This window comes from Pseudomonas sp. EL_65y_Pfl2_R96, assembly GCF_963970905.1.
GTDB lineage: Bacteria > Pseudomonadota > Gammaproteobacteria > Pseudomonadales > Pseudomonadaceae > Aquipseudomonas.
Window position 1 is genome coordinate 26,334 of the sequence record NZ_CAXAQH010000004.1, and the last position, 17,841, is coordinate 44,174.

Genomic DNA, 17,841 nt, shown 5'->3' on the forward strand with positions numbered 1-17,841 from the left:
GAATTCAACTCGTCAGCGCGCTCCAGTCGAACGGTTCGACAAAGTGACGGGTGTCCTCGGCCATCAACGGCCGCGCTACCAGAAAACCCTGTACATACTGGCAACCGTTGGCCTGCAGCCACTCATATTGCGCCACGGTTTCAACCCCTTCGGCAATCACCAGCAGACCGAACTGTTTGCACAAATCGATGACACTGCGCGCCAGCGCCGCATCCCGTGCGGACCCCGGCAACCGGGCAATCAAATGCCGGTCGAGTTTGAGCGTGTCCAGTTCCAGATCTCGCAAGTGCGCCAGCGAACAAGCCCCGGAGCCGAAGTCATCCAGCGCCACCCGCACCCCCAGATTGCGCAACAAGCGCAGTTGTTTGCGGGTTTCATCGGGGTTATGCATCAAGGCCTCTTCCGTGACCTCCACCTCCAGCTGACGCGGCTTCAAACCATGACGCTCCAATACCTGACGCAACTCGGTGACCAGGTTGGGCAAACCGAACTGCGTGCTGCTCAAACTGACACCCAACACCAGATCTTCGGCAAATAACGTTTCCCAGGCTTTTCGCTGTTTGGCCCCGCGATGATAAATCCAGCTGCCCAGGCGACTGATCAACCGCGCCTCTTCCAGCAACGGCAAAAACAGCCCCGGCGGTACATCGCCGACACTCGGATGCTGCCAGCGCAGCAACGCCTCGAACCCGCGAATCCGGCCATCGGCAATGGCCACCTGAGGCTGATACACCAGGTTGAAATCGCGGTTCTCGATGGCCGTGCGCACGCTTTCTTCGAGCATCAGCCGCGAGCGCGCCCGGCCGTTCATTTCGTGATCGTAGAAACGATATTGCTGACGCCCAGCACGCTTGGCTTCGTACATGGCAATGTCGGACGCGCGCATTAATCCGTCCAGATTAGCCCCGCAATCGGGGTAAGTGGCAATGCCGATGCTGGCGCCCAAGACGATGTCCATGCCTTCGATTTGCTGACAGATCGACACCCGCTCGATGAGTTTCTCGGCAATCTTTGCTGCTTGCTCGGGGAGTTCAAGATCCAGCAGCGCGGTGAACTCATCGCCGCCCATCCGCGCCAGAATGTCGAAAGGCCGCAGACACGCCTTCAACTGCTCGGACACCCAACGCAGCACCCGGTCGCCGGCATCGTGACCGAGGGAATCGTTAACCCGCTTGAAGCCGTCGAGGTCCAGGTACAACAGCACCCACGTGCTGTCGGAGCGTTCGCCACGCAGCAGCAGGTTTTCAACGGTCTGATAGAAACCCCGGCGATTGAGCAGCCCGGTCAGCGGGTCGGTCACCGCCTGGAACTCCAGCTGCTGATGCAGATGGCGCACCACCGACATGTCCAGCACCGTCACCACCATGGCGTGTTGTTCGATGGGTAACGGCGCACAGGACAACGCTACCGGCACTTGCTGGCCGGGCGCCGTGCGCAGCAACGCATCGTGCAGGCGCAGGGTTTCACCGCGCTTGTAGCCGGCAAACAATTCGGAGTCGACCCAGATCGGGATGTGCGGTTTTTGCAGGAAATCCAGAAACTCTTTGCCTTGCAGGTCGTGCACCGTGGCATTGAGCAGGCGAGACATCGCCGGGTTGGCAAAGCGAATCAGCCCGTCCTCGCCCACCACTAGAATGCCTTCGGCGGCATTATCCAGCACCGAGGCATTGAAGGCTCGGGCGACTTCCAGGTCATGACTCAACCGCTGCAAGGCACGGCGATTACGCTGGTGCTCCAGCAAGGCCTGGACTTTGGGTTTGAGAATTTGCGGGTCGAACGGTTTGAACAGGTAATCCACCGCGCCACTGGCATAGCCCTTGATCACAGCATCCTGGGACTGTTCGTTGGCGGTGAGGAAAATGATCGGCGTGAGGCGGGTTCGCTGGCTGCCACGCATCAGACGCGCCACTTCGAAACCGTCCATGCCCGGCATCTGCACATCCAGCAGCACCAGGTCGACATCGTGTTCGAGTAACAGGCCAAGGGCCTCAAAGCCGGAAGCCGCGGTGATGACCTGCCAGTCCTGGCGCTGTAACAAGGCGCGCATGCTGATCAGGTTTTCAGGGTAATCATCAACAATTAAAAGGATTGAGCTGCCTTCATCTGGCGTAAGTTGTGCGCATTCCATGCTGCATCTCTTGTTCGGGAACTCAGGCCGGCCTCTTGTGAAAACCGGACATATGTTGCGACTTCACTCTAGCCCCGGATCCGCGAAAGCAGAAGCTGCCGGTGTGCCATCACTCAAGCAAAGTTTCAGAAGCCGACTAACGGTCAGTCCTACAGCCCCCGGAAACCGGGAAAGATGGCATTTCGACAGGATGTTGACGCCAACCATCTGCCGGACGGGCGTTAACAAAGCTGTCTTCTACGCTTATAAAGACCCCCCGAAGGCACGTGCTAGAGCGCCTGGCACGTGCGTGCAGCAAAAAATGTGGAAGTTTGAATATGATCGATCTCGCAACCTGGAACCTCAGTGTTCCTGTCGGCAGCCCGCCGTATACCGTCGAAACAGCCAAGCTGGTGGACGGCTTCAAGGATCAATACTTCCACTCCGATACCGGCACGTTGTTTTTCTGGTCTCCGGTGACCGGCTCCCGCACTGAAAACGCGATTTACCCTCGCACCGAACTGCGCGAAACCTACAGCAATGGCACGCTGAAAAACTGGTACTACCCCGACGCGGACAATTCCCTGCGTGCGACCCTTTCGGTCAGCAAGGTACCCAGCTCGGGCAAGATCGTTATTGGCCAGATCCACGCCTACAACAGCCAGAAGCCCATGGTGAAGGTCGAGTATCAATATAAAGACTACAGCACGACCGGCAACATCGTCGCCAAAGTGCGCATGCACCCCGACGACGACACCCCCCGGGTCATCACCATCGCCACCGGCGTGAAACTCAATCAGGAATTCTCCTACCTCATCCACCTCAGCCCGGGCGGTGCATTAGGCATCAGTGCGGCGGGCTACCAGTGGGACACCGACATCAGCGCGATGTGGCGTGATAAGCCGTTGTACTTCAAGGCCGGGGTCTATGTGCAGGACAACACCGGGTACACCAGCGAGGGCGGGGAAGTGACGTTCAGCAAACTGGATATCGATCACGATACGTAATCGCCTTCACCCCTAAAAGATCGCAGCCTTCGGCAGCCTCGTAGGAATCGACCCATTGTGGCGAGGGAGCTTGCTCCCGCTGGGCTGCGCAGCAGCCCCTCTTTTTGAGGGCCGCTTCGCGCCCCAGCGGGAGCAAGCTCCCTCGCCACAGGTTCTTTATGTCCAACTCCAGCTCTTCACTGATCGGCTCAGGCCCCATTTAAACGCCCACGTTTAAAGACACTCAGCGTAATTCATGAAGCCTACAACGGCTTGCGTCGTCGCCTACAGGTACGCCAGAACCCGCCGGCTTGTGCGCCTGGGAGGCCAGACGTAACTTGATTCGCGTCACTGATTCGTAGTGATCGGGTTTAGTAGCCCGGCGTGTCCACCAACGTACAAGCGTCATTTAGTCAGGCATTTGCCTGTACTTGATGGTGGCTGTGCGCATAGCGCCCTCGGGTGCGCCGGGATTTTGATGGATTCGCCCGGTCGACTAACTTGCGCACAGCCGCCACCCTAATAAGATGGTCAGCCCGACACGGGAACCCCGGTAAATCTAAACTTACCGGGGTTCTCACTGACTTGCGGAGACCTCACATCGCAAGACCCTGCTGGGCATCGCCCAAGTGGTCATGCTCGGCGAACTGGCGGTGAACCAGGCGCTGGACCACGTCGAACCGAAGGAGTAATCGCGGCCCGGTTGGAGCAAGGCGAGCAAACTTGCTTCCAATACAAAACCCGCCTCTCAGCGGGTTTTTATCAACGCAGCTTAACGCTCAGGCTCAATTCACCTTAGCGTTCAACTCACTGAACAAGGGACGATTAAATAAGTCCGCCCCTTTTCTTCCTTTTGATAACTAAATCACTACGATCATACCGGATTAAATTGCCACTGCTGATAGCTATCTTCTTCGGTTTGATCATCCCACTGAATACAGTAGCGATCGTTGGCCGTACTTCGATCCTGCGGACCGATGTACATTCCTGAATTAATGTTGCGAATCAACCAATTGCCATTAGGGAGCGGTTTGAAGTCCCACTCCTGAAACGCCAACCCTTGAGTATGATACTGAATGACCGTGGCCCCGTTACCGGTACTTTGGCCGCGAATGCAAGCGACTCTCATGCTGTACTGATTGAACAGGACCCAAGAGGTGCTTCTAAACTGGATGATCTGCCAGACTTGTGGGTTTTCGAGCGTTGGCTTGTCGAGTCTGTCGCGAATGGTCAGACTTGCATTATCGTTGGGCCAGTTTGAGGCATCACCCTCAATACTCAAATAACGTCCACTTTTTATGTTCTGTATCATTACTCTAGCGTGGGGTTGTCTAGGATCGAAAGACATTCAATTTACCTTCCTTGTAAGTGACCACGTTGCGAACATAAGGCCCTGCCCGTGGCCTGTCGGCAGGGTCAACTTAGTACACTTTTCGGAGCGGCGATTCATGAACCATAGAACAGCTCATCGGTATTCGCCAACGGCCCATTCTCTTACCCCACTCATAAGGACGGCGCTCCAGCGCGATCACCATTTGATTCACTGAGCATAAGCTGCGCCGCGTAAATCTCCGCCCACAAAAAACCCGCCTCACGGCGGGTTTTTAATCAGCGGCGGTTTCTCGCTCAGGCTTAGTTAACCTTAGCGTTCAACTCACCTTTCAGGTAACGCTGATACATCCCTTCCAACGAGATCGGCTTGATCTTCGAAGCATTACCGGCAGTACCGAACGCTTCATAACGAGCGATACATACATCACGCATCGCGGTCACGGTAGCACCAAAGAACTTACGCGGATCGAATTCGCTAGGGTTGGTAGCCATCAGGCGACGCATCGCGCCGGTGGAGGCCAGGCGCAGGTCGGTGTCGATGTTGACCTTGCGCACGCCGTGCTTGATGCCTTCGACGATTTCTTCAACCGGTACGCCGTAGGTTTCTTTGATGTCGCCGCCGTACTGGTTGATGATCGCCAGCCACTCTTGCGGAACCGAAGACGAACCGTGCATCACCAGGTGGGTGTTCGGGATGCGTTTGTGGATTTCTTTGATGCGGTCGATGGCCAGTACGTCGCCGGTAGGTGGCTTGGTGAACTTGTAGGCGCCGTGGCTGGTGCCGATCGCGATGGCCAGGGCATCGACTTGGGTGCGTTTGACGAAGTCAGCGGCTTCTTCCGGGTCGGTCAGCATTTGGCTGTGATCCAGAACGCCTTCGGCGCCGATGCCGTCTTCTTCACCGGCCATACCGGTTTCCAGCGAACCCAGGCAGCCCAGCTCGCCTTCTACCGAAACGCCGCAGGCGTGAGCCATGGCTACGGTTTGTTGGGTAACGCGGACGTTGTAGTCGTAGTCGGTCGGGGTCTTGCCGTCTTCGCCGAGGGAGCCGTCCATCATCACCGAGCTGAAGCCCAGCTGGATGGAGCGCTGGCAGACGTCAGGGCTGGTGCCGTGGTCCTGGTGCATGCACACCGGGATGTGCGGGAATTCTTCGATGGCCGCCAGGATCAGGTGACGCAGGAACGGGGCGCCTGCGTATTTGCGAGCACCGGCCGAAGCCTGGACGATCACCGGGGAGTCAGTCTTGTCAGCGGCTTCCATGATGGCGCGCATCTGCTCAAGGTTGTTGACGTTGAAGGCTGGAACTCCGTAGCCGAACTCGGCTGCGTGGTCCAGCATCTGGCGCATGCTGATAAGTGCCATTGTGTGTGTCTCTCCCGGTTGAGGGTCGTTAATCGTGCCAGCCTGCCGTAGCGGCGGCGGCTATTCAAGTTATTGCAGATCGGGGGTTGGCCCGGGCTGCGGATTCGGTGTAACTAAAATCTCAAGAACTACACAGACCCACTGTGGGAGCGAGCCTGCTCGCGATAGCGGTCTTGCAGTCAACAGTGCAGCGACTGTCAGACCGCTATCGCGAGCAGGCTCGCTCCCACATCAGGTCCGTGGTGTGTCAGTTACTGCGCTTTACAACCGCGGCCAATCAAATCATTGGTGGCGACCCAGTACACCAGGCCTTCCTCACCTTTTACGTGAAACGCCAGCATGTCGTTGCTGTACAGCGAACCTTCGGCGCCCGGTTCAAGCTTCAGGCGGTAAACCTGATCAGCACCGCCCAGGCGAACGTCGACTTCCTTGCGGCTGACATCAGTGTAGCGCCAGAGCACCTTGGCCTGACTGTCGCAGGTCCAGGTGGTCCAGCTGTCCGCAGGCTTGGCAGCGTTGAACAGATTCAAACTGGAGCAACCTGCCAGCAATGCCAGTGCCGCAACGGCGATAAAGCCTTTCATCCGTGTTCCTCGACTGACGGCGCACGCCGCCCGCCTTGAGTAAAGAGTCAAACCCGTCAAGGGCAGCCATGGTCCTTGGCCGGGGTCTGTGCCTCGTATTTGTCCAGGCCATCCGGCCCGGAACGCTTGTTGATCACCGGGTTGGTTTCCGCTTGCCAGTCGGCCTGGTAGCAGCCTTTTTCCTGTGTTTGCGGCGCGGGTTCCGGCGTGGCTTTCGGGTTACTCCCGCAAGCCGCCAGCATACCCGCGGCGATCAACAGCACCAGGGTCCTGACCATGTGAATACTCCTTTGCCTGGTCAAATGCACGGCCCTCAGGCCTTGGCCCGGCTTTCCAGGACTTCAACGGCCGGCAGCACTTTGCCTTCGACGAATTCGAGGAACGCGCCGCCGCCGGTAGAAATGTAGGAGATTTGATCGGCAACGCCATATTTATCAATGGCCGCCAGGGTGTCGCCACCGCCAGCGATGGAGAACGCCGAGCTTTCAGCGATGGCCTGGGCCAACACTTTGGTGCCATTACCGAACTGGTCGAATTCGAACACGCCCACCGGGCCGTTCCACAGAATGGTCTTGGACGACTTCAACAGCTCGGCGAAATTCGCCGCGGTCTGCGGGCCGATGTCCAGAATCATGTCGTCTGCCGCCACGTCGGCGATCAGCTTGACGGTGGCGGTGGCGCTTTCAGCGAATTCCTTGGCGACCACTACGTCCACCGGCAGTGGCACGCTGACTTTGGCGGCGATTTCGCGTGCAGTGTCCAGCAGGTCTGGCTCGTACAGGGACTTGCCGACCGGGTGACCGGCCGCGGCCAGGAAGGTGTTGGCGATGCCGCCACCGACGATCAGCTGGTTGCAGATCTGGCTCAGGCTGTTGAGCACGTCGAGTTTGGTCGACACTTTGGAACCGGCCACGATAGCGGCCATTGGCTGAGCCGGGGAGCCCAGGGCCTTGCCCAGTGCGTCCAGTTCAGCGGCCAGCAACGGGCCAGCGGCGGCGACTTTGGCGAACTTGGCCACGCCGTGGGTCGAACCCTCGGCACGGTGAGCGGTGCCGAAGGCGTCCATCACAAACACGTCGCACAGGGCCGCGTATTGCTTGGCCAGTTCGTCAGCGTTCTTTTTCTCGCCCTTGTTGAAGCGCACGTTTTCGAACAGCACGATGTCGCCGGCTTTCACGTCGACGCCGCCCAGGTAATCGGACACCAGCGGCACTTCGCGGCCCAGCGCCTTGCTCAAGTAGTCAGCCACCGGCTTGAGGCTGTTCTCGGCCGAGAACTCGCCTTCGGTCGGACGGCCAAGGTGCGAGCAGACCATCACGGCCGCGCCTTTTTCCAGGGCCAGCTTGATGGTCGGCAGCGAAGCCAGGATTCGCGCATCGCTGGTGACAACACCGTCCTTGACTGGGACATTGAGGTCTTCGCGGATCAGTACGCGCTTACCTTGCAGATCGAGGTCGGTCATCTTCAACACGGTCATGGGTCGCAATTCCTGGGTTACTGTTTTGGAGAAGCTGTTGGAGTAGCTGTTTGCAGATAGTGTTCTGCAACATCCAGCATTCGGTTGGCAAACCCCCATTCGTTGTCGAACCAGGCCAGGATGTTCACCAGCCGTGGGCCGGAAACGCGGGTCTGACTGGCATCGACGATCGCCGAATGTGGGTCATGGTTGAAATCACAACTGGCGTGAGGCAACTCGGTGTAGGCCAGAAGGCCTTTGAGCGGGCCATGGGTAGCGGCCTCGCGCAGAATCCGGTTGACCTCGGTGGCGTCGGTATCGCTTACGGTCTGCATCGTAATGTCGAGGCAAGACACGTTAACCGTCGGCACCCGCACGGCTTTGGCCTGAATTCGCCCGGCAAGTTCCGGCAGCAAGCGTTCAATGCCTCGCGCCAGACCAGTGGACACCGGAATCACCGATTGAAACGCCGAGCGGGTGCGGCGCAGGTCTTCGTGGTGATAAGCGTCGATCACCGGCTGATCGTTCATCGCCGAGTGGATGGTGGTGATCGACACGTATTCCAGACCAATGGCCTGATCCAGCAGGCGCAACAGCGGCACGCCGCAGTTGGTGGTGCAGGACGCGTTGGACACCAGCAGCTCGTCGCCGGTCAGGCAATCCTGGTTCACGCCGTAGACGATGGTGGCGTCGACATCCGCCTCGCTGGCCATCGGCTGGGAAAACAGCACCCGTGGCGCACCGGCGTCGAGGAAACGCTGGCCATCCTGACGGGTGTGATAAGCGCCGGAGCACTCCAGCACCAGATCGACGCCCAACGACGCCCAATCGATGCCTTCAGGGGTGGCACTGCGCAGGACCTTTACGCAGTCGCCATTAATATGCAGACAATCGCCCTCGACCTTCACTTCACCGGGAAACCGCCCGTGAGTGGAGTCGAAGCGTGTCAGGTATTCGATGCTGGCCATGTCCGCCAGATCGTTGATCGCGACAATTTCAAACCCAGCCGTCGAGCCTCGCTCAAACAACGCACGCAAGACGCAACGACCAATCCGGCCGTAGCCGTTGAGTGCAACTTTGTAAGGACGCGGTTGAGGCATGGGGTTCTCGATTACCGTGGTGAATCTGTCATTGCAGCGCTGGCTGGACCACCGTCTTCGCGAGCAAGCCCGCTCCCACAGGAGAATGCGATCTCATGTGGGAGCGGGCTTGCTCGCGAAGGCGGCAGTCCGGATAACGCAACTTCTGGATCAGTCTTCCAGCAGCTCTTCAGCCTGACCCAGGATGTTTTCCAGGGTGAAACCGAACTCTTCGAACAAGGCAGGCGCAGGCGCCGACTCGCCGTAGGTGGTCATGCCGATCACGCGGCCTTCCAGGCCCACGTACTTGTACCAGTAGTCCGCGTGGGCGGCTTCGATGGCGATACGCGCGCTGACCTGCAACGGCAGAACCGATTGTTTGTAACCGGCATCCTGGGCTTCGAAGACGCTGGTGCACGGCATCGACACCACACGGACCTTGCGGCCTTGCTCGGTCAGTTTGTCGAAGGCTTGAACCGCCAGGCCGACTTCCGAACCGGTGGCGATCAGGATCAGCTCAGGCTCGCCTGCGCAGTCCTTCAACACGTAACCGCCACGGGCGATCTCTTCGATCTGGATCGCATTGCGGGTTTGGTGCTGCAGGTTCTGACGAGAGAAGATCAGCGCCGAAGGACCGTCGTCACGCTCCAGGGCGAACTTCCAGGCCACCGCCGATTCAACGGCATCGGCCGGGCGCCAGGTGTCGAGGTTCGGCGTGCAGCGCAGGCTGGCCAGTTGCTCGATCGGCTGGTGCGTCGGGCCGTCTTCGCCCAGACCGATGGAGTCGTGGGTGAACACATAGACGATGCGTTTCTTCATCAGTGCCGACATGCGTACCGCGTTGCGGGCGTATTCCATGAACATCAGGAAGGTCGCGCCGTAAGGCACCAGGCCGCCGTGCAGGGCCACGCCGTTCATGATCGCGCTCATGCCGAACTCGCGAACGCCGTAGTACATGTAGTTGCCACTGGCGTCTTCAGCGGTGACGCCTTTGCAGCCTTTCCACAGGGTCAGGTTGGAACCGGCCAGGTCAGCCGAACCGCCGAGCAGTTCCGGCAGCAACGGGCCGAACGCGTTCAGGGCGTTCTGGCTGGCTTTACGGCTGGCGATGGATTCGCCTTTGGCCGCGACTTCAGCGATGTAGGCTTGGGCCTTCTCGGCGAAATCGGTCGGCAGGTCGCCGCTCAGACGACGAACCAGTTCGTTGGCCAGCTCAGGGAAGTCGGCGGAGTAAGCAGCGAAACGCTGATCCCACTCGGCTTCGGCCGCGCGACCGGCTTCCTTGGCATCCCACTCGGCATAAATGTTGGCCGGGATTTCGAACGGGCCGTGGTTCCACTTCAGGGCTTCACGGGTCAGAGCGATTTCCGCGTCACCCAGCGGGGCGCCGTGGCAATCTTCCTTGCCTTGCTTGTTCGGCGAACCGAAGCCGATGGTGGTTTTGCAGCAGATCAGCGTCGGTTGTGCGCTTTTACGCGCGGTTTCGATGGCGATCTTGATTTCTTCCGGGTCGTGACCGTCGACGTTGCGGATCACTTGCCAGTTGTAGGACTCGAAACGCTTCGGCGTGTCGTCGGTGAACCAGCCTTCGACTTCGCCGTCGATGGAGATACCGTTGTCATCATAGAAGGCGATCAGTTTGCCCAGGCCCAAGGTACCGGCCAGGGAGCTGACTTCATGGGAAATGCCTTCCATCATGCAGCCATCACCGAGGAACACGTAGGTGTGGTGATCGACGACGTTATGGCCAGGACGGTTGAACTGCGCCGCCAGGACTTTTTCCGCCAGGGCGAAACCCACGGCATTGGCCAGGCCCTGGCCCAATGGACCAGTGGTGGTTTCAACGCCAGGGGTGTAGCCGTATTCCGGGTGACCCGGGGTGCGGCTGTGCAGCTGGCGGAAGTTTTTCAGGTCATCGATCGATAGGTCGTAGCCGGTCAGGTGCAGCAGCGAGTAGATCAACATCGAGCCGTGACCGTTGGACAGCACGAAGCGGTCACGGTCGGCGAACGATGGATTGCTCGGGTTGTGCTTGAGGTAGTCACGCCAAAGTACTTCGGCGATATCCGCCATACCCATAGGGGCACCGGGATGGCCGCTGTTGGCTTTCTGCACGGCATCCATGCTGAGGGCACGAATGGCGTTGGCACGCTCACGACGGCTGGGCATCGCTGATCTCCTGCGGGTTCTGAATTGAGAGTGAATAAAACGAAACGGAAAAAAGGCGAGCATTTTCCCTCACCCACCCGCCTCGGGGCAATGACAGATAGTCATCTGAAGGCGTTTTTCCCATGCATAACGACGTATTCGGCTGATGAAACCTTTCCGCTGCTCGTTTGTTGACTGAACCTAACGTTAAGAAGTGCCATCTATCGAGCAATATCAAAACTTTTTGATATTGCTCTTGCGATGATTTCTGAGCGTCACTAGACTGCTGGCCTTATGAATTTACGCGTGCCTTCCATTCAACATGACGATTGCGATGAGCTGGCGGCCCTGTGCAAGGCCGGCGGCGATCCTCTGCGGCTGAATGTATTGCGCGCGCTGGCCAACGACTCGTTCGGCGTACTGGAACTGGCGCAGATCTTCGGCATCGGCCAGTCCGGCATGAGTCATCACCTCAAGGTATTGGCCCAGGCCGATCTGGTGGCGACCCGCCGTGAAGGCAATGCGATTTTCTACCGTCGCGCCCTGCCCCACACCGACTTGCCGGGCGGCAAGCTACATGCCGCACTGCTGGAAGAAGTGGACAACCTGACCCTGCCGACTGACGTTCAGTCGCGGATCGGTCAGGTCCACGGGCAACGGGCTGCGGCCAGCCAGGACTTTTTCTCACGGGTCGCGGAGAAATTTCGCGCCCAGCAAGACTTGATCGCCGGCCTGCCGCAATACCGCGAAAGCGTGGTGGCACTGCTCGACAAGTTGAGTTTCGGACCCGGCGCCACGGCCATCGAAGTGGGCCCCGGCGATGGCGCTTTTCTGCCAGAGTTGGCGCGTCGGTTTACCCAAGTCACAGCACTGGACAATAGCCCGGCGATGCTCGAACTGGCCCGCCAGGTCTGCGAACGTGAAACGCTGGCTAACGTCAGCCTGCAATTGGCCGATGCATTGAACGGTGTGAGCCTTCAGGCCGATTGCGTTGTACTGAACATGGTGCTGCACCATTTTGCCGCGCCGGCCGAAGCGCTCAAGCACATGGCCGACTTGCTGCAACCAGGCGGTAGCCTGTTAGTGACAGAGTTATGTAGCCACAACCAGAGTTGGGCCAGGGAGGCCTGCGGTGATCTCTGGTTGGGGTTTGAACAGGACGATCTGGCCCGTTGGGCCACCGCTGCGGGACTCGTTCCCGGGGAAAGCCTCTATGTAGGTTTACGTAATGGTTTCCAGATTCAGGTCCGCCACTTTCAGCGACCGGCTGGCGACACTCACCATCGGTAAATTCAGGAAACAATCGAGATGAGCGAATACTCCCTCTTCACCTCCGAGTCCGTGTCTGAAGGGCATCCGGACAAAATCGCCGACCAGATTTCCGATGCGGTGCTGGACGCCATCATTGCTGAAGACAAGTTCGCCCGCGTGGCGTGCGAGACTCTGGTAAAAACCGGCGTGGCAATCATCGCTGGTGAAGTCACCACGTCGGCCTGGGTCGATCTGGAAGACATCGTCCGTAACGTGATTCTCGACATCGGCTACAACAGCTCCAATGTCGGCTTCGACGGTGCGACCTGCGGTGTGATGAACATCATCGGCAAGCAGTCCCCCGACATCAACCAAGGCGTTGATCGTGCCAAGCCTGAAGACCAGGGCGCCGGCGACCAGGGCCTGATGTTCGGCTATGCCAGCAACGAAACCGACGTGCTGATGCCAGCACCGATCACCTTCTCGCACCAATTGGTTCAGCGTCAGGCCGAAGCCCGTAAATCCGGCCTGCTGCCTTGGCTGCGCCCAGACGCCAAGTCGCAAGTAACCTGCCGCTACGAAAACGGCAAGGTTGTCGGTATCGACGCCGTTGTACTGTCGACCCAGCACAACCCGGAAGTGTCGTACAAAGACCTGCGCGAAGGCGTGATGGAACTGATCGTCAAGCACGTACTGCCTGCCGAGTTGCTGTCCAAGGACACCCAGTTCCACATCAACCCGACTGGCCAGTTCATCATCGGTGGCCCGGTGGGCGACTGCGGCCTGACCGGTCGCAAGATCATCGTCGACAGCTACGGCGGCATGGCCCGTCACGGCGGTGGCGCGTTCTCCGGTAAAGATCCATCGAAGGTTGACCGTTCGGCAGCCTACGCTGGTCGTTATGTGGCCAAGAACATCGTGGCTGCTGGCCTGGCCGAGCGTTGCGAGATTCAGGTTTCCTACGCAATCGGCGTCGCTCAACCGACTTCGATTTCGTTGAACACCTTCGGCACCGGCAAAATCAGCGACGACAAGATCGTCAAACTGGTTCGCGAAGTGTTCGACCTGCGTCCATACGCGATCACCACCATGCTCGACCTGCTGCACCCGATGTACCAGGAAACCGCTGCGTACGGCCACTTCGGTCGCACCCCGGAATCCAAGACCGTGGGCAACGATACGTTCACCACGTTCACCTGGGAAAAAACCGACCGCGCCGACGACCTCCGTTCGGCTGCCGGCCTGTAAGACTTTCCTGGCGGTACCCAAAGCCCCGCACGGTTCGCCGTGCGGGGCTTTTTATTGCCCTGCTGCTCAAGACCGTGTCGCCGCCTTCGCGAGCAAGCCCAGTCACCTCTGCATCACGCCAGAAACACTCAGCAAAAAGACCATCCGTTGCACCCACCAACACTGATCTAGCCTTGAAAGCATCCCAACGAGCAAGGACGCTCCCGATGCTGCCCAACCTGCGCCTGTTTTTCGGTTTCCTGCTGACCCTCACCTGCCTGACCGCCAATGCCACCGAATGCCCTGACTGGCCGCCGGCCCGCGCTCTGGACGAAATCACCGCACTGCAAAAGCGAATAGACCTCTGGGACGACAGCTATCATCGCGAAGGCCGCTCCTTGGTCGCCGATGAACTCTACGATCAGTCCCGTGCGCGACTGAGCGAATGGCGCGAGTGTTTTGATTCCGGCCCCTCCCCCGAACCGTTGCGTACGGCCGGCGGCACGCTTGCTCATCCCATCGCCCATACCGGCCTGGAAAAACTGCGCGATGGGCGCGCCGTCGAAGCCTGGCTAAAAGATCGCGAGGATGTGTGGATTCAGCCCAAGGTCGACGGCGTGGCGGTGACGCTGATCTATCGCAACGGCCGACTACATCAGGCGATCAGTCGGGGTGACGGGGTAAACGGCCAGGACTGGACCGCCTCGGCGCGTCAGATCGCCGCCATCCCTCAAAAACTTCCGCAACCGCTGGACCTGTTGCTGCAAGGCGAACTCTATTGGCGCCTGACCGAACAGGTGCAAGCCCAGGCCGGCAGCGTCAATGCCCGCACCACGGTGGCCGGATTGATGGCGCGCAAGGCGCTGAGCCCTGAGCAAGCCGCCGGTATCGGGCTGTTTGTCTGGGATTGGCCGCAAGGCCCGAGAAGCCTGCCGGCCCGCGTGGCGGCTCTGGATGAGCTGGGGTTCCCGAGCACGACGCCCTACAGTCAGCCGATCGAGACATTTGCCGATGCCGAACGCTGGCGCGATCACTGGTATCGCTCGCCCCTGCCCTTCGCCAGCGATGGCATCGTTTTGCGTCAGGACCAGCGTCCACCGGCCGAGCGCTGGCAGGCAAAAACGCCTTACTGGAGCGTCGCCTGGAAATACCCCTTTGCCCAGGCGCTGGCCGAGGTGCGCAAGGTCCACTTCAAGATCGGACGCACTGGCCGGATCACACCGGTGCTGGATCTGGCACCGGTGATGCTCGATGACCGGCAGATCAAGCGCGTCAGTGTCAGCTCCCTGCAACGCTGGGAAGCGCTGGACATTCGTCCTGGCGATCAGGTCGCCATCAGTCTGGCGGGGCTGACCATCCCCAGGCTCGACGGTGTCGTATTGCGCAGCACCGAACGCCCTGAATTGAATGTACCGCGGGCAGCAGACTTTCATCCGTTAAGCTGCTGGCAGCCGACACCCGGATGCGAAAGCCAATTCCTCGCACGCCTGAGCTGGCTCAGCGGCAAACAAGGACTGGCCTTGCCCCATGTCGGGCCAGGCACCTGGGAGAAACTGCTCAAGGCCGAACGCCTCGGCAGCCTGCTCGATTGGTTGACCCTCGATGAGCAAGAGCTTGCTAACATTGACGGCTTCGGCGAACGCAGCAGTGCTCGCCTCTTGAACAGTTTCAACAGCGCCCGACAACGCCCGTTCGCTCGCTGGCTCAAAGCCCTGGGCTTGCCGCCAACCGGCCAGGCGCGCCTCGCCGATTCATGGCAGGCGCTGGCGCAACGAAACACCGAACAATGGCAGGCCGAAGCCGGCATCGGCCCGGGACGCGCCGCGCAATTGAGCGCTTTTTTCCGCGACCCTCAAGTGCTGGCCTTGAGCGAGACATTACGTGTTGCCGGGATTGACGGTTTTTAGCAGCCGGCGATGCCCGCTGGCCCGGGAACCCAAAGGTACCGATGCGCTCAAACAGCCCATTGCTACATCGACTTTTTCACCTGGAGCTTTTATGAAACTTCTTTCACCGCTCGCCTTGCTGGCCCTGTGCAGCGTGATGGCCGCTCCATTGATGGCCACCGAAGAGGCCCCTGGCCTGACCGGTTGCGCCGCCAAAAAACAAGGCATCATCAACCAGATCGAACTGGCCAAGTCCCGCGGTAACGCCGATCAACAGGCTGGCCTGGAAACCGCTCTGAGCGAAGTCACCGCCCATTGCACCGACGCCTCCCTGAAGAAGGAACGGGAAAACAAGGTGCTCGACGCCAAGCACGAAGTCAGCAGGCGTCAGGCCGATCTCGACAAGGCGATGAAAAAAGGCGACGCCGAGAAAATCGACAAGCGCAAAGACAAACTGGCTCAATCGCGCAAGGAATTGCAGGAAGCGCTGGATGAGTTGGATAAGTAAGCAGAGGTAAACGATCAAGGATTTTTTTCATGCTCCGGGCAGCCTTCGCGAGCAAGCCCGCTCCCACAAGTGCGGTGATTTCCTGTGGGAGCGGGCTTGCTCGCGAAGACGTTAGCCAGAGCGCCGCAAATCAATGATCCCGAAACTCTTTATGGCAAGCACTACAAGCATCTTCGACCTTCTGTACAGCCGGCCCCAGGTTGCTGGCCTTGTAGGGCTGAATCTTGCTGGCAATCACCAATTCACCGGTGGCGCCTTCAAGGGTGCGGGCCATTTCCTGGAAGCGGGCCTGTTTCTGCCAGACATCGTCCTTGGCGCTGGTGTGAGCATCTTCGCGCACTTGCGGAAAATGCTTCCACGGCTCACGGGACAACGTGTCGAGTTTCACAGCGCCGTCAGCGAATTTCGGGCCATCGAACGGAATACGCCCACGCAACATGCCGCCCAGGTCTTCGCCGGTCTTGAGCATCTGCTTGAAGATCGCCTTGCGCTGACCCAGCGGCGAATTCGGGTCGACACCACCGCAGGCGGACAAGGTCAGGCAGGCCAGCAATACAACAGAAAGTCTTTTAAGAGTCATGGTGGCTTCAGGTCACTGGTAACGGCCGCCAGTATCCTCGCGTCACCGGCAAAGACCAATAGCCCTATTATCAATGCGGGTTGTTTGAGCGCATGGAGCACTCAGGCAACCAGCAAAGGAATTACTCCATGAACAGCCGTTTCAAGGCATGGCGTCACAACCTGGCCTGGACCCTTCCGATGGTGGCCGTGCTTGCGGGTTGCACCGGTGGCGACAGCAGCAAACCGAAAACCCACGCACTGGCGACCTACTCCAGCGCCACCTGGGAAGCGCTTCCGGCAGTGTCCGACAACGACCTCGTCGCCGGTTTCGACTCATGGCGCAGCGCCTGCACCCGACTCAAGGCCGACCCGGTCTGGGGCAGCACCTGCGCGGCTTCCGCCAACGTGCCGACAACCGCCAGTGACATCCGCGGTTTTCTCAAACAGAACCTCGACGTCTACAGTCTGCGTGCCGCCAATGACAATCCCAACGGGTTGATCACCGGTTACTACGAACCGGTGTATCCCGGCAGCCTGACTCAAACCGAGGAAGCCAACATCCCGGTGTACGGCGTGCCCGAGGACATGATCATCGTTTCCCTGGACAGTATCTACCCGGAGCTCAAAGGCAAACGCCTGCGCGGACGGCTCGAAGGTCGCGTGCTCAAACCTTATGACGATGCGGCAACCATTGAAACCAAAGGCGTGAAAGCGCCGGTGATTGCCTGGCTGACCGACCCGATGAACCTGCAGTTTCTGCAAATCCAGGGCTCAGGGCGTATCCAGCTCGACGATGGCCGTCAATTGCGCATCGGTTATGCCGACCAGAACGGCCACCCCTATCGACCCATCGGCCGCTGGCTGGTGGATCAGGGAGAGTTGAAGAAAGAAGACGTAACAATGAGTGCCATCGATAACTGGGCCAAGGCGAATCCGACGCGCATTCCCGAACTGCTCGGCAGCAACCCCAGCTACGTGTTCTTCAATCGCAACCCAGACAGCAACGAAGGGCCGCGCGGCTCGCTGAATGTGCCATTGACCGCAGGTTATAGCGCGGCGGTGGACCGCAAGGTGATCCCGCTCGGCAGCCTGTTGTGGTTATCGACCACGCGCCCGGACGGCAGCACACTGGTGCGTCCGGTGGCGGCTCAAGATACTGGCGGCGCGATTGCCGGCGAGGTCCGCGCGGATCTGTTCTGGGGCACGGGCGAGGCGGCCGGGCAATTGGCCGGCGACATGAAACAGCAGGGGCAGATCTGGATGCTCTGGCCTAAAGGGGCAGCGTTGCCACAAGTACCTCAAGTTGCCGACGCGGTTAAAGCCAGCCCTTGAATTTGCGGCGACTGATAGA

At 59.4% G+C, this 17,841-nt stretch carries 15 protein-coding genes and 1 pseudogene; 7 read left to right on the forward strand and 9 right to left on the reverse strand.

Translation table 11 applies throughout. From position 1 onward, the window contains the following. Positions 1–4 precede the first annotated feature (4 nt). Positions 5–2,128, reverse strand: coding sequence for a putative bifunctional diguanylate cyclase/phosphodiesterase (locus AACY49_RS05995; RefSeq protein ID WP_258698702.1), 2,124 nt, complete (start codon positions 2,126–2,128; stop codon positions 5–7). A 317-nt stretch (positions 2,129–2,445) separates the two neighbouring features. Between AACY49_RS05995 and AACY49_RS06000 the strand changes: the two genes are divergently transcribed. Both AACY49_RS06000 and AACY49_RS31765 read left to right on the forward strand, forming a co-directional pair. Then, positions 2,446–3,114 carry a polysaccharide lyase family 7 protein gene (locus AACY49_RS06000; protein WP_258698701.1) on the forward strand — a complete coding sequence of 223 codons (669 nt, stop codon included), beginning with the start codon at positions 2,446–2,448 and terminating at the stop codon, positions 3,112–3,114. A 563-nt stretch (positions 3,115–3,677) separates the two neighbouring features. Further along, a pseudogene (locus AACY49_RS31765) lies at positions 3,678–3,785 on the forward strand (DUF6124 family protein); the annotation flags it as partial. A gap of 182 nt (positions 3,786–3,967) precedes the next feature. Here the strand turns inward: AACY49_RS31765 and AACY49_RS06005 are convergent. The 7 genes from AACY49_RS06005 to tkt form a co-directional block, all read right to left on the reverse strand. Continuing rightward, positions 3,968–4,441: an RICIN domain-containing protein gene (locus AACY49_RS06005; protein ID WP_339522349.1), complete on the reverse strand. Its 474-nt coding sequence runs from the start codon at positions 4,439–4,441 to the stop codon at positions 3,968–3,970. A 284-nt stretch (positions 4,442–4,725) separates the two neighbouring features. Next, the gene (gene fba, locus AACY49_RS06010; RefSeq protein ID WP_007975467.1) at positions 4,726–5,790 is read right to left on the reverse strand and encodes a class II fructose-bisphosphate aldolase; all 1,065 of its coding nucleotides are present in this window, start codon (positions 5,788–5,790) and stop codon (positions 4,726–4,728) included. Positions 5,791–6,041: 251 nt separating this feature from the next. Then, positions 6,042–6,374, reverse strand: coding sequence for an MliC family protein (locus AACY49_RS06015; RefSeq protein ID WP_258698697.1), 333 nt, complete (start codon positions 6,372–6,374; stop codon positions 6,042–6,044). Positions 6,375–6,430: 56 nt separating this feature from the next. Next, positions 6,431–6,652, reverse strand: coding sequence for a hypothetical protein (locus AACY49_RS06020; RefSeq protein ID WP_339522352.1), 222 nt, complete (start codon positions 6,650–6,652; stop codon positions 6,431–6,433). Positions 6,653–6,687: 35 nt separating this feature from the next. Continuing rightward, complete coding sequence (locus tag AACY49_RS06025; protein WP_105340859.1) at positions 6,688–7,851, reverse strand: phosphoglycerate kinase; 1,164 nt, start codon at positions 7,849–7,851, stop codon at positions 6,688–6,690. 17 nt (positions 7,852–7,868) lie between these two features. Further along, on the reverse strand, positions 7,869–8,930 hold the full coding sequence (gene epd, locus AACY49_RS06030; protein ID WP_258698695.1) for an erythrose-4-phosphate dehydrogenase: 1,062 nt from the start codon (positions 8,928–8,930) through the stop codon (positions 7,869–7,871). A gap of 150 nt (positions 8,931–9,080) precedes the next feature. Beyond that, positions 9,081–11,078, reverse strand: a complete 1,998-nt coding sequence (gene tkt, locus AACY49_RS06035; protein WP_258698694.1) for a transketolase — start codon at positions 11,076–11,078, stop codon at positions 9,081–9,083. 273 nt (positions 11,079–11,351) lie between these two features. Between tkt and AACY49_RS06040 the strand changes: the two genes are divergently transcribed. The 4 genes from AACY49_RS06040 (at position 11,352) to AACY49_RS06055 (ending at position 15,929) form a co-directional block, all read left to right on the forward strand. Beyond that, positions 11,352–12,347: an ArsR/SmtB family transcription factor gene (locus AACY49_RS06040; RefSeq protein WP_258698693.1), complete on the forward strand. Its 996-nt coding sequence runs from the start codon at positions 11,352–11,354 to the stop codon at positions 12,345–12,347. An 18-nt stretch (positions 12,348–12,365) separates the two neighbouring features. After that, the gene (metK, locus tag AACY49_RS06045; RefSeq protein ID WP_258698692.1) at positions 12,366–13,556 is read left to right on the forward strand and encodes a methionine adenosyltransferase; all 1,191 of its coding nucleotides are present in this window, start codon (positions 12,366–12,368) and stop codon (positions 13,554–13,556) included. 206 nt (positions 13,557–13,762) lie between these two features. Next, positions 13,763–15,442, forward strand: a complete 1,680-nt coding sequence (ligB, locus tag AACY49_RS06050; RefSeq protein ID WP_258698691.1) for an NAD-dependent DNA ligase LigB — start codon at positions 13,763–13,765, stop codon at positions 15,440–15,442. Between the two features lie 91 nt (positions 15,443–15,533). Beyond that, the gene (locus AACY49_RS06055; protein ID WP_258698690.1) at positions 15,534–15,929 is read left to right on the forward strand and encodes a DUF1090 domain-containing protein; all 396 of its coding nucleotides are present in this window, start codon (positions 15,534–15,536) and stop codon (positions 15,927–15,929) included. Positions 15,930–16,059: 130 nt separating this feature from the next. Here the strand turns inward: AACY49_RS06055 and AACY49_RS06060 are convergent, their stop codons facing one another. Further along, positions 16,060–16,509 carry a c-type cytochrome gene (locus AACY49_RS06060; protein WP_258698689.1) on the reverse strand — a complete coding sequence of 150 codons (450 nt, stop codon included), beginning with the start codon at positions 16,507–16,509 and terminating at the stop codon, positions 16,060–16,062. A gap of 128 nt (positions 16,510–16,637) precedes the next feature. Here AACY49_RS06060 and mltA point away from each other — a divergent pair, with 128 nt between their 5' ends. After that, positions 16,638–17,822: a murein transglycosylase A gene (mltA, locus tag AACY49_RS06065; protein ID WP_258698688.1), complete on the forward strand. Its 1,185-nt coding sequence runs from the start codon at positions 16,638–16,640 to the stop codon at positions 17,820–17,822. Positions 17,823–17,841 lie beyond the last annotated feature (19 nt).